This is a genomic window from Candidatus Methanoprimaticola sp. MG2, from assembly GCF_047501175.1.
In the GTDB taxonomy this organism is placed as follows: Archaea; Thermoplasmatota; Thermoplasmata; order Methanomassiliicoccales; family Methanomethylophilaceae; genus Methanoprimaticola.
Map to the genome: position 1 here is coordinate 141,117 of NZ_JBEQWH010000002.1, position 12,811 is coordinate 153,927.

General features: G+C 58.7%; 11 protein-coding genes and 1 pseudogene. 8 read left to right on the top strand and 4 right to left on the bottom strand.

The genetic code is table 11. The annotated features are described in order from the left end of the window. The first annotated feature begins 74 nt into the window (after positions 1-74). Positions 75-1,433: a citrate/2-methylcitrate synthase gene (locus tag V5D86_RS02030; protein ID WP_414595027.1), complete on the top strand. Its 1,359-nt coding sequence runs from the start codon at positions 75-77 to the stop codon at positions 1,431-1,433. After that, a complete protein-coding gene (locus V5D86_RS02035; protein ID WP_414595028.1) occupies positions 1,430-1,882 on the top strand; it encodes a YbjN domain-containing protein in 453 nt (150 codons plus the stop codon). The genes V5D86_RS02030 and V5D86_RS02035 overlap by 4 nt, the downstream gene beginning before the upstream one ends. 52 nt (positions 1,883-1,934) lie before the next feature. On the opposite strand, the gene nadA is transcribed toward V5D86_RS02035, so the two are convergent. After that, positions 1,935-2,837: a quinolinate synthase NadA gene (gene nadA, locus V5D86_RS02040; RefSeq protein ID WP_414595029.1), complete on the bottom strand. Its 903-nt coding sequence runs from the start codon at positions 2,835-2,837 to the stop codon at positions 1,935-1,937. Positions 2,838-2,921: 84 nt separating this feature from the next. Here nadA and V5D86_RS02045 point away from each other — a divergent pair, with 84 nt between their 5' ends. From V5D86_RS02045 to V5D86_RS02065, 5 genes are all read left to right on the top strand, one after another. Then, positions 2,922-3,308: a dihydroneopterin aldolase family protein gene (locus tag V5D86_RS02045; protein ID WP_414595030.1), complete on the top strand. Its 387-nt coding sequence runs from the start codon at positions 2,922-2,924 to the stop codon at positions 3,306-3,308. A 117-nt stretch (positions 3,309-3,425) separates the two neighbouring features. Continuing rightward, positions 3,426-3,971: an NTPase gene (locus tag V5D86_RS02050; RefSeq protein WP_414595031.1), complete on the top strand. Its 546-nt coding sequence runs from the start codon at positions 3,426-3,428 to the stop codon at positions 3,969-3,971. Further along, the gene (locus V5D86_RS02055; RefSeq protein WP_414595032.1) at positions 3,971-5,077 is read left to right on the top strand and encodes a N2,N2-dimethylguanosine tRNA methyltransferase; all 1,107 of its coding nucleotides are present in this window, start codon (positions 3,971-3,973) and stop codon (positions 5,075-5,077) included. Before V5D86_RS02050 ends, V5D86_RS02055 begins: the two co-directional genes overlap by 1 nt. A gap of 42 nt (positions 5,078-5,119) precedes the next feature. Next, entirely contained in the window at positions 5,120-6,427 is a 1,308-nt protein-coding gene (locus V5D86_RS02060; RefSeq protein ID WP_414595033.1) for an adenylosuccinate synthase, read from the top strand. A gap of 1 nt (position 6,428) precedes the next feature. Next, positions 6,429-6,755, top strand: coding sequence for a DUF4428 domain-containing protein (locus tag V5D86_RS02065; RefSeq protein WP_414595034.1), 327 nt, complete (start codon positions 6,429-6,431; stop codon positions 6,753-6,755). Positions 6,756-6,775: 20 nt separating this feature from the next. Here V5D86_RS02065 and V5D86_RS02070 read toward each other — a convergent pair whose 3' ends face one another. The 3 genes from V5D86_RS02070 to V5D86_RS02080 form a co-directional block, all read right to left on the bottom strand. Further along, on the bottom strand, positions 6,776-8,017 hold the full coding sequence (locus V5D86_RS02070; protein ID WP_414595035.1) for an ammonium transporter: 1,242 nt from the start codon (positions 8,015-8,017) through the stop codon (positions 6,776-6,778). A 145-nt stretch (positions 8,018-8,162) separates the two neighbouring features. Continuing rightward, on the bottom strand, positions 8,163-10,022 hold the full coding sequence (locus V5D86_RS02075) for a VWA domain-containing protein (protein WP_414595036.1): 1,860 nt from the start codon (positions 10,020-10,022) through the stop codon (positions 8,163-8,165). Then, positions 10,004-11,032, bottom strand: a complete 1,029-nt coding sequence (locus V5D86_RS02080; RefSeq protein ID WP_414595037.1) for an ATP-binding protein — start codon at positions 11,030-11,032, stop codon at positions 10,004-10,006. Before V5D86_RS02080 ends, V5D86_RS02075 begins: the two co-directional genes overlap by 19 nt. Before the next feature lie 284 nt (positions 11,033-11,316). Between V5D86_RS02080 and mttB the strand changes: the two are divergent. Next, positions 11,317-12,810, top strand: a pseudogene (mttB, locus tag V5D86_RS02085) ([trimethylamine--corrinoid protein] Co-methyltransferase). Position 12,811: the final 1 nt, after the last annotated feature.

Genomic DNA, 12,811 nt, shown 5'->3' on the forward strand with positions numbered 1-12,811 from the left:
GTTAATTACCGTCGAGTGTTCCCAAACGCCATCGACTTCCGGCACGGAACTGGTGGCGGGGGAACGGGATTCCCATGAACAGCGAATACAAAAGATTCATAGAGAGCAAATCCCAGATGTGCGAGAGCATCGACAGGTTCTCCACAGAGCTCTATGAGAAGTACGATGTCAAGAAAGGACTCCGCGACGTCAAGGGCAACGGCGTCGTCGTCGGCCTTACCAGCATCTCCCAGGTCGACGGGACGGAGATCGTCGACGGCGTCAAGGTCCCCTGCGAGGGCAAGCTGAAGTACCGCGGGTACGACATCAAGGACATAACCGCCGGATTCCTGAACAAGCGCTTCGGATTCGAGGAGAGCGCGTATCTGCTGCTGTTCGGTGCGCTGCCTTCCGAATCCGAGTTGGAAGAGTTCAAGCTGCACATGTCCGAGGAGAGGAAGCTCCCCGTGACCTTCACGAGGGACGTCGTGATGAAGGCCGCCAACAAGGACATCATGAACTCCATATCCAGATGCATCCTGTTCCTCGCCTCCTACGACAAGAAGGCGCTGAACAACTCGGTCGAGAACGTCCTGAGACAGTGCATCTACCTCATCAGCGTGTTCCCCATGCTCACGGTGTACAGCTACCATGCGTACAACCACTATCTCAACGACGAGAGCATGTACATCCACCGCCCCGACCCCAAGCTTTCCACCGCTGAGAACATCCTCCGCATGCTGAGGCCGGACAAGACCTACACGTACCTGGAGGCGACCGTCCTCGACCTCGCCCTGGTCCTCCACATGGAGCACGGCGGAGGGAACAACTCCACGTTCACCACCCGCGTGACCACTTCCGCGGGATCCGACACGTACTCGGTCATCGCCGCCGCCATGTCCTCTCTGAAGGGGCCGAAGCACGGGGGCGCCAACCTGAAGGTCATGGACATGATGGACGACATCAAGCGTCACGTCAAGCACCTGGACAGCGAGAAGGAGATGAGGAAGTACCTCAACGAGATACTCGACAAGAAGGTCTTCGACCACCAGGGGCTCATCTACGGCATGGGCCATGCGGTGTACTCCATCTCGGACCCGAGGGCCGTCATCTTCAAGTCCTTCGTCCACAAGCTCGCGATGGAGAAGGGCAGGATCGACGACTTCAGGACGTACGAGATGATCGAGAGGCTCGCTCCCGAGCTGATACTCGCCAAACGTCCGAACGCCACGAGCGTATCGGCCAACGTGGACTTCTACAGCGGGTTCGTCTACGAGATGCTGGGCATCCCCAGGGAGCTCTTCACGCCTCTCTTCGCCACCGCCAGGATAATCGGGTGGAGCGCCCACAGGCTGGAGGAGCTCATCACGTCCAACAAGATCCTGCGTCCCGCATACGTCAATGTGATCACGCCCAAGGAGTACATCCCCCTGGAGAAGAGGGATGCCGAATGATCGGATCGCCGAACGGGAAGAAGGTCCTGAGGAATGCCGAGAAGGCCATGGGCAAGATGCAGCTGCAGTACCAGTCCGAAGGGGACCACATCGTCCTGAGCGCGATGGGCGACGACCTCCCCATCGGGATGCTCATCCATGCCGACGAGCAGAACATGACCCTGAACATCTACTGCTACCTGATGTTCGAGTTCAGGAACGATGCCAGGGGTGCGCTGATATCCGAGCTGAACACCCTGAACAACACGATCAACAACGGCGGATTCTACATGTCCGACGATGAGAACAAGATCTACTTCAAGATCGTCCAGAGCTTCTACGACGACATCCCGTCGGTGGACACCATCGCCCATCTCGTGACGGTGGCGTTCAAGACCGTCGACGTTAACGACGGGAAGCTGAAGGACCTTATCCCGGAAGACGTCAAGAAGGACCTGATGTACTCGTGAGCCAGAGGGACGGGGACGTACCGGGATTCGCCCCCTCCCCTCCAAATTCCTGTCAGTGTATCGAGATCATCCTCTCGACGGGCCTGCGGGCCCTCTCTATCGTCTCGGGCGAGAGCGTGACCTGCGGTGACATGGTCTCCAGACAGCTCAGGATCCCCTCGGGGGTCGCCATCTTCATCGCACCGCATACGGCGGCACTCGGGAAGTGGAACACCCTGCCCGGGCATTCCGACTCCAGCCTGTGCCCCATCCCGACCTCGGTCAGGACGATGAACTCCCTCTTGTCCGACGACCTCACGAACCTGATCATCGCCTCCGTGGATCCAATGTCGTCCGCGAGAGCCAGGACGGGTGCCCTGCACTCGGGATGGGCGATGACCGGTGCTCCCGGATGAGCCCTGATGAGGTCCTCCACCTGCTTGACGGATATGGACTGGTGTATGGGACAGAAGCCGTGCCAGAGGACAATGTCCTTCTGGGGGCACCTAGATGCGGAGTACGCACCGAGGTTCGCATCCGGGACGAACACTATGTCGTCGGAATCGACAGACGACACGATCGAGACCGCATTGGACGATGTGCAGCACACATCCATCTCGGCCTTGCAGGCCGCGGTGGAGTTGACATAGCCCACGACCTCCGCACCGGGGTTCCTCTTCCTAGCTTCGATGATCTCGGACGGGGTGCACATCTGCGCCATGGAGCATATCGCCGCATCGTCCGGTATGAGGACGGTCTTCTCGGGATTGAGTATCTTCGCCGTCTCCGCCATGAACGTCACTCCGCAGAACACTATGACGTCCGCATCCGTCTCCGATGCGGCGATCGACAGTCCCAGGGAATCCCCGACCTTGTCGGCGAGGTCCTGGACCTCGGGAAGGCAGTAGTTGTGCGCGAGAATGACTGCGTTGCGCTCGGCTTTGAGCTTGGCAATCCTTTCGGAGACCGAATCCATGCCATCGCAATCGGGACTACCTAATAAAACACTCCGTCTGGCATCTCTCGCAACAGTTAGATAATCATTGCCGTATGGCTCCCCATGGAAGACAAGGAGACCAGGGCGAATGACAAGTTCGCCTGCAGCGACAGGGACAGGGCGCTTTTCGAGGCCGGTATCAAGATGGGTACCCTCTATCACCAATTCGTCGGGATCCCTGTGAACTCCCAATCGGTGTGCGAGCTCGAATCCGCGATGGCGGATGCCATCAGGGTCCAGCCCTACGTCACCGATGCCAAGGTCAGGATAGAGCGCGGCTCCCTGCCCGTCGGGAACGACCGGTACTCCTACGCTTCCCTCACCGGCGACATGATCGACGCCGTGATCAAGGTCGATGTCGGCGGGTGCGAGGTGGTTGCGGAAATGAGATACGATGAATCCCTTGACTATCCGCTGATGTACATCTCGGACATAAAAACACAGAAATGAGTTGATGTTTGGGATTCGTCGGATCGAATGCTTCCGAAAGTATGCTGGATTCGCCGACTCTTTAAATAATACGTATCCTATGCGGGATAAGCCGACCTATCGTCCGGCAGGTGCATCATGATAGCCGATATCAAGATTGGGATCACGGGTCTTCCCGGATCAGGAAAGACTTACGCGCTCCTGCGTGTTATCGAGATGTTGCAGGACGGAGAAGTGAAGATAGGTGGCATGATCGACGAGCCCGTCGGGGACGGCAGGCACAAGACCGGATTCACCGTCCGCAACCTTCTGAGCGGTGAGACCGAGGTCTTCGCCAGCACCGAGTTCGAGAGCAAGGTGATGGTCGGGAAGATCGGAGTGGACCTCAACACCCTCGAGGCCGTGGGCGTCAAAGCCATCAGGGAGGCGTGCGAATGCTGCGACATCATCGTAATAGATGAGGTCGGGAAGATGGAGGTCGAATCTGAGGCGTTCATCGAAGCTGTCAAAGAGGCCCTCGATGCCGAGAAACCGATGATCATCACACTCCACAAGAAATCCAGAAACCCCCTGTTGCAAGACATACGCAGAAGGGACGACGTCCGCATCCTGGAGGTCACCCCCACCAACCGCAACATCCTACCGTACAAGATCGTGCGCCTGATGAGCGGTGAGAACGTTTGATGTCCGAAGGCTCCATCATAACGGAGGGCACGACGAGGATCCAGGTCCCGGAGCAGCATTCCACGCACGGGCCCGGCAAGAAGATCGGCCCCGTTTTCTTCAACGAGCAGATGTCCTTCAACCGCGACATAAGCATCATGCTGCTCCGCGCCCTGAACCGCGACTCCATCACTGTCGCGGACGCTATGGCGGCCACCGGGTCCCGCTCGGTCCGCATAGCCAACGAGGTGCCGGGCTCCGAGGTCGTCGCCAATGACATCTCTGCCCTCGCCATCCCGTGGATAGACCGGAACATCGAGCTGAACAACCTGACCAACTGTCGTTCGTCCAACCGCGACATGCACGTCCTCTTCTCGGAGGAGACGTTCAACTATGTGGACCTGGACCCGTTCGGCTCACCGATGCCCTTCCTGCAGTCGGCCATACGCGGATGCGGGAAGCGCGCGATCCTCGCCGTGACGGCGACAGACATGGCACCGTTGGCAGGGGCGCACGCTGTCAAGTGTCGCAGGAGGTACCAGTGCGAACCGATCCGCGGATACATGTGCCATGAGGGAGGCCTCCGCATCCTGATGTGCAACGTCGCACGCGAGCTCGCCAAGTTCGACAGGGGCATGAGGCCGCTGCTGTCCTTCTATGCGGACCACTACTACCGCACGTACATCCAGATAGAGGAGGGTGCGAAGTCCGCGGACGAGACCCTCGCGAAGCTCGGTTACATGCACTACGACACGGACACGATGGAACGTTCCACATCGTACCGCATCGATGACGAGCACCGCCTCGGCCCGTTCTGGCTCGGACCCCTGCACGACCAGGAGTTCCTCTCCAGGTTCAGCACCGAGGGCATGGCGGACGAGCGCAGGTGCAGGAAATACCTCGACCTCTGGACGAACGAACTGGACGACCAGGTCTTCGTGTACGACATGAGCGAGCTGTCGTCGCATCTGAAGCTCTCCCCTCCGAAGATATCCGATTTCATCGACTATCTGAAACAACACGGTCGCGCATCCGCCACGCACTTCTCGCCGACCGAGTTCATGACGGACATACCGCTGGAGGACCTGGTGAAGCTCTACGCGGACGTCAGCCCCGACACCCAGTAAGGTTAATATGGTGTTGAGCATCCTTTCGACCGGAGTAATAGAATGCCCGGCCTAGCCATCATTGGAGCACAGTGGGGAGACGAAGGAAAAGGAAAGATCACCGACTACCTCGGTGAGGATGCGGATCTCATAGTCCGCTTCCAAGGAGGCAACAACGCCGGCCACACCATCGTCGTGGACGGGAAGGTCTTCAAACTCCACGGACTGCCCTCAGGGGTCGTCCGCAAGGGCAAGCTCGCAGTTATCGGCAACGGCGTCGTGGTAAACCTCGAGGAGCTCGCCGAGGAGATCGAGCAGGTGAAGGAGGCGGGAGGGAGCATCGAGGGACTCAGGATCTCCGACCGCGCCCACCTCATCATGAACTATCACAAGAAGCTCGACGGCGCCGAGGAGAAGTACCGCGGGAAGAACGTCGTCGGGACCACCAAGAAGGGGATCGGTCCGGCGTATCAGGACAAGATCGCCAGGATCGGCTTCCGTGCCGGGGACCTCCTGGAGGACGACCTCCTGAAGGAGAAGATCGGTTTCATCATCCCCTACAAGAAGGACATGCTGGACATGATGGGCGCCGAACCCTGCCAGTGCACCACCGAATCCCTCTACGCCAAGATGGCTGGCTGGAGGGACATGATCGGTGACTGCATCTGCGACACCTCCGTCCTGGTCAACGACGCCCTGGACGAGAACAGGAACGTCATATTCGAGGGCGCCCAGGGAGCGATGCTCGACATCGACCACGGGACGTACCCGTACGTCACATCCTCCGCCACCTGCGGGGGAGGGGTCTGCACAGGGTCCGGGGTCGCCCCCAACAGGATCGACAGGATGCTGGGTGTAGTCAAGGCCTACACCACCCGTGTCGGCGAGGGTCCGTTCGTCACGGAGCTCGCGGAGGAGGACGAGAAGAAGCTGCAGGCAAAGGGAGGCGAGTTCGGGGTCACCACCGGCCGCGGAAGGCGCTGCGGATGGCTGGACCTCGTCGTCGTGGAGCATGCCCAGAGGATGTGCGGGTTCACGTCCATCGTCATGACCAAGATCGATGTCCTCGACGACGTCCCCGAGCTTCCCGTGTGCGTCGCATACGAGATCGACGGGACCGAGTACAGGCACTTCCCCGCATCGATATCGAAGCTCAACAGGGCGAAGCCCGTCTATGAGACCCTCAGGGGATGGAAGGGCACCGACGATACGGAATCCCTCGTGAAGGGAGGGTATGACAACCTTCCCGGAGAGATGCGCGAGTACATCGAGTTCACGGAGAGGTACCTCAAGACCCCCGTGGACATCGTGAGCGTCGGCCCCGGCAGGGACCAGACCATCGACCGCCGCAACGGTGACTGGTGGTCCTGATATGGCCGCCGATCACTGCGTCGTCTGCGGCGCGAAGGTGTCCATCTTCAAGTCGAAGGTCAAGGACGGCTACATCTGCGCATCGTGCCTGAACCAGCTGCCACCGAGGACGTACAACGACAAGGAGAACCTCACCGGTGCCGAGATCGGCGCAGTGATCGAATCGGTCAAGAAACCCGAACCTCAGAAGAGGTCCATCTTCGAGGCTCCTGCGGAATCGAGGATGACCGACTTCGACCGCATCCGCGAGTACAAGAAGCTCCTCGACGAGGGGATCATCACCGAAGAGGAGTTCGAGAGGAAGAAGAGGGAGATCCTGAAACTCTGACCTCCCTCGTTTGTATTTTATCAGTCGATGTTCGACAGGTCGTGCTCCGGATGCTCCGGGTCCTCGTTGAATATGAACTCGGACCTGTCGTCCAGCAGAAGCTTCATGTCCCCGCGGGTGTACCTCAGGACGAGTCCCACCAACAGTCCGCAGACGACGGTCACCGCGACCATCGAGAGCGCGTACATCATGACGGAGAGGTCCTTGGTCATCACGAAGAGCGCGATGACTCCCAGCCATCCTGCCATGCCGTGAAGGTTGTGGACGCCCATGACGTCCAGGACGCCGAGCTTCTTGCAGAACCAAGGCTGGAGATAGATGAAGCACAGGGTGGACAGTATCCCCCCGAGCATTCCCCAGAAGACCGCGAAGAACGGGTCTATGAGGAGCATGATGGGACTCATGCACACCGGACCTGCGAGCAGCGTGAACGCGTATATGCCAGGGTTGATCTTCTTCTGAACGATCTTGCACGTGAGATACGCGCTGATGATCGAACCCATCCCGGCCATGTAGCAGACCGCTGTGGCCCGGGAGACGTCGGCAGGGTCCAGGACCGCGGTCACGAACGACGGCCAGAGCATGAACAGCAGCATACTGGCCAGCCATGCGAAAGTGTAGCTGTGCGTGGTGGAGAACATCGGTTCATCGAAGGCGCGCTTGTCCCTGATGGCCGAGATGACCCCGATTCCGAAGTATGCGGCGCACATGTGGACCAGGATCGCTCCTCCGGGGTCCATCGCGACACCCGTGTTCGTCATGAGGATATCCCCGAAATAGATACAGAGATACTCCACGAGATAGAACACGGGGGCGAAGAGTGCGCCCACGATGATGTATTGCCACGATTTGATCGTACCTATGAAGCATCCGATCGTGACGACGACTGTGATGGATGCAACCGAACCGCGTATCAGGTTCGCCTGTGTCCACATGGTCCCCGCTTCGGCGATGGCATCCGCCTCGACGATGCTGATGATGCCGAAGTAGACGATATATGTCGCTGCGGCGGACAGCAGCACGGCCACGGCGACGCCCCACTCGAACTTCTTGATGAACATCATCAGGATCGCGATGAGGAACGTCATGAACCATATGTCCAGATGTTTACCGAATTGAGAGGTGTCCTCCGGGGCGACCGCCTCCGCAGATACGAAGTTCTGAGGCAGGACCACCAGAGCCACCACTACAACGGAGAACAGCACGAATGCCACCTTCAGCAGCATGTCCCTGCGATTCTCCATCCGCTTGGTCTCTTCCAAAATATTTCCTCCCACACCTTGTGTGTGACCGAGAACTTCATCCATGAGTATATTAAATTTATTGAGATGTCAATATAAACAATGACATCTCAATAATAACAATATTTAAAGATTTCAATTTCCTTGAATATGTGGATATTATGATTCATCCACTGGGACGATTATGGAGTATCCCATCGGACGAATGCAGGTCATCGAGTTTGTAATACAGCCCTTTCAGCGCCTCCGATAGGATGCGGGAATTCGTCCTGTCCCCGGGAGCCGCCGCCGTGTCGACGACGACCCACTTGGTCCTCGGGACATCCATGGCCTTCGCGATGGAGAGAGCTTCCTCGAACGGATCGCGACCCTCCTCCAGGGCCATGTTGGCCAGACCGTCGGTCATGATCACGACGAAGCATGTCTCGGCCGGATGCGTCCTGACATAGCTCGAGACATAGTTCCTGGAATATGCCAAGGCCTCGCTCAACGGGGTCTTCTTACCGACATTGATGTCGTCCAGGACCTTCCTGATTCCTCCGACGGACTGCGTGGCCGGGAGGACCATGCCTACATGTGCCTCGTTGAACTCCATTATGCCGACGCTGTCCCTCCTGACGTAATGGTCGGACAGCATGGACAGGATGGCCGCCTTCACGGCCCTCATGCGACCGCGGATGATCAGGGACCCGCTGGTGTCGATCATGAACAGGAACATGCAGGAGGTGCGTTTCTCACGGACCTTCTCCATGAGGTCCTGCCTCTCTATTATGATGCTCCGGGAATCGTCGTCCGAGCGACGCATCCTCTGGAACGGCGCTGCGGCACGTATGGTGGCATCCACCGCGATGTCCGGGCCCATCTCGGAGAAATGACGCGCGGAGACGTACCTCCCGTCCCTCCCGACATCCCTTATGGACTTCCTCATGAGGTTCGCATCGAGCTTCTCGGACCTGAGGATCTCCTCCTTCAGGTCTATGGAGTCGAACATCTCCCCTATCTCTATGGGCACCTCCTCGTCATCGACGCACGGCCCCGTCTCGGAGAGGCCCTCGACGACGGCGACCTCCGCGACCTTCGCATCGGTCTCCGGAGAGGAGTTGCGCTCATCGTGGATGAACCTCCTCATATGTGAATCGGAATAGAAGTTGACGACATCCTTCGGCTCCTCCTTCTTGGAGACAGCGTTGCGCTGACGCCTGTGGCCCAGACACAGCTTCATGGCCGAGACCGCGTCATCCCTCGATACAGTCGTCCTGCCATCCAATGCGGCCAATGACATCGCCACGCGCACCGATGATATCTCCCCTCTGTGACCGGGGCATCCGAACTCCGAACTGGACTCGGATATGAGACGGAGTATGTTGTCAGGTACGAGGACATGGGGCATCAGCTCGCGGGCCTCGTGCACCCTGTCGCGTACATCATCCCATTCCCGAACGCGATCGTGGACCGCCCCGTCGAGATTGATGCGGACGACATCCGCCCTGAATCCCGGGTCGTCGGAACCGTGGACGGTCACAGACATGTCGAACAGATCCGAGACCCCGCCTCCGAGCACTGTCTCGCGCAGATTCATGGTGGCGACGACGGACGTGTCGCACGTGTACGAGCTGGATATCCCCTCCCTCTCGACCCTCACGTTCCCGTCTATGACGGTCCCCATAAGTGCACGGACGAAACGGCGGTCGAAGAGGTTTATGTCGTCTATGCACAGGAAGGTGCCGTTCGCGCGATGCAGAAGTCCGGGACTCAATGTGGCCTTTCCCGATTCGAGGGCACTCTCGATGTCCAATGAACCGTATACCTGTGCCTCCGTAGTGTTGATCGGCAGGTTCACTGGCTCCGAGTCCATCGCACATTCGGCCACGGCACGCATGACAGCGGTCTTGCCGACCCCCGAAGGGCCTCTGATCAGCAGGCCGCGGATGTTGCGGTCCACCGCCATGCACAGGAGCGCCAGCTTCACATCCTCCAGACCGCGTATCGGCCCCGTGGACAGATCGTTCAGTATCCTCTGAGACATCTCAACAGGTCCTCCTGCCTGAACACCGCCGCCTCGAACTGTCCGCTCTTGAGGCGATGGCGCAGAACCAGTCCGGCGGTCTTCTCCAGGTCCGAGGTCTCCACCCTGTCGCGTCCCTCCAATGCGGCATTGGCCCTGGCGGCACGGACCATGGCCAGGTCCGCCCTGTGCCCTTCTATGCCGAAACGGATGGATATCCTGGCGACGGAGTGGATCACGTCATCGGAGATGTCCACGGCCTTCACCGCACCACGTGCATCCGAGATGGTCCTTCTGAGCATCTCGGTGTCCTCGGCACATGATTCCGTGTAGCCCTCTGGGTCCGAATCGAATGCGAGGCGCCTCCTTATGACCTCCATCCTGACGTCGGGGTCGTTGTTGCCCACGATGTCCACGGCCAACCCGAACCTGTCCAGAAGCTGTGGCCTGAGGTTGCCCTCCTCGGGATTCATGGTCCCGACTAGGATGAACCTGGCAGGATGGGAGAACGATATCCCCTCGCGCTCGACGTAGTTCCTGCCCATCGCCGCCGAATCGAGCAGGAGGTCCACGATATGGTCGTCCAGTAGGTTGACCTCATCGACATAGAGTAAGTTCCCGTTGGCCTGTGCCAGGACCCCGCCCTCGTAGGACCTCTCCCCGGTGCTAAGGATGTGCTCTATGTCGAGGCTCCCGGACACCCTGTCCTCGGTCGCGTTCAATGGGAGCTCCACGACCTCCATCTGACGCATCTCGGAATCGAGACCTCCCTCGGACAGCCTCTGCTTGCACTCCTCGCAGAGATTGCGCAAGTCAGATACGTTACAGTGATACCTGCATCCCTTGGACGAGGGCACCTCGGGAAGGATCTGCACGAGGGAACGGACCGTCGTGGACTTCGCGGTGCCCTTCTCCCCGCGTATGAGGACCCCGCCGACACCGGGGTCGACGATGTTCAGCATCAGGGCGCGTTTCATCTCTTCTTGTCCGACTATCCTTGTGAAAGGGAACAGCAAATTTCTCTCACTCATCTCCGACATCTCCGTTGTTTCGTCTTCGGAATATGATGTATGTCTCAACTAATAAAATGACCCCATCATTGTTTCTATTGTTTTATTCAATAATAATGTTGAGTACTCAATAAACTTAAATATCCAATTCTGCTATTAATGTTCAACGGTTGGGACACAAAGACCCATACCCTGATTCTCAGGGTGGCCAGATATGTCTGGCTAGGTCTGATATGCAGGTCCCTTCACCGTAAACAAACATCCAGGCTGGATGTAACCAGACTGGAAACAAGGAGGAAAAACAGATGAACAACCAGTACCCCGGCAGGGTAAAGATGAGCGGACTCAGGCTCGAGCTCTTCAGCGAGGACGACATCCGCGAGATCGACTACGCCACCAAAGATGTGCTCTCCACATACGGAGTCCAGGTCTCCGACCAGGAAGCCCTCGAGATCTTCCGCGACAACGGCTGTGACGTAGACTTCGAGACCAAGATGGTCAAGATCCCCACCAAGCTGATCAACCAGGCGCTCTCCACCGTCCCCAAGAAATTCTACCTCTACGGAAGGGACGACGAGCACACCGTCGAGCAGATGCACAAGGGAAGGGTCCACTACACCAACTTCGGAACCGGAATCCAGATGTGCGACTACCTGGGCGACAACAAGTACGAGACCAGGGACTCCACCGACGCCGATCTGGCCAACTGCGCCAAGATCGTCGACTGGGCCGACAACATCAGCTACTTCTCCCTTGCAGTCTCCGCCAGGGACTGGGCAGGTGTCGGAGCGGAGGACGTCCACGAGATGATCACCGCCCTCAAGAACACCGTCAAGCACTTCCACCACATCGACCCCGTCGCCGAGAACGTCGACTTCTACTGGGAGATCCTCAAGGCATACTACGGCGGTGACGAGAAGATGGCCCGCGACAGGCCCATCATGTCCATGCTCGTCTGCCCCACCAGCCCCCTCGAGCTGAGCCACAATGCCGCTCAGGTCATCATCAAGGGAGCCAGGTACGGCATCCCCGTCAACGTGCTGTCCATGGCCATGGCCGGCGGATCGTCCTCGATCTACCTCGCCGGAACACTCGTCACGCACAACGCCGAGGTCCTCTCCGGTATCGTCCTGAGCCAGCTGGCCAACCCCGGAGCGCCCGTCCTGTACGGATCCTCCACGACCACGTTCGACCTCCGCAACGGAACCGCTCCTGTTGGATCTCCAGAACTCGCTGTTATCAGCGCAGCCGTACCCAAGCTCGGACAGTACTACGGACTGCCCGTGTTCGTGGCTGGTATGTAGACCGACGCCAAGATCCCCGATTCCCAGGCCGCCCACGAGAAGTCCATCACCTCCCTGCTGCCCGCCATCTCCGGAGCGAACTCCATCTACGGATCCGGAATGCTCGAGCTCGGACAGACCTTCTCCATGGAGCAGCTCGTCATCGATAATGACATAATCGCAATGAACTTCAAGGCCATGGAGGGAGTCCCCGTCACCGACAGGACCCTCGCGGTCGAGGCCATCAAGGAGATCGGAGTCGGGAACGACTTCCTCGGACACATGTCCACCATGGAGAACTTCGAGTCCTCATCCAACCCTGCGATGTTCGACAGGACCATGCTCGGAGAGTGGAAGGCCAACGGATCCAAGAGCGCCGTCGAGAGGGCCCACGAGGTCGTCGTCGATGTGCTCGCAAACCACACCGTGAAACCCATTGATGCAGACAGACTTGCGGCGATGGAAGCCATCGTTGCCGAGGCCGATGCGGCCTTCAAGAAGAGAAAGGAGGAGTGAT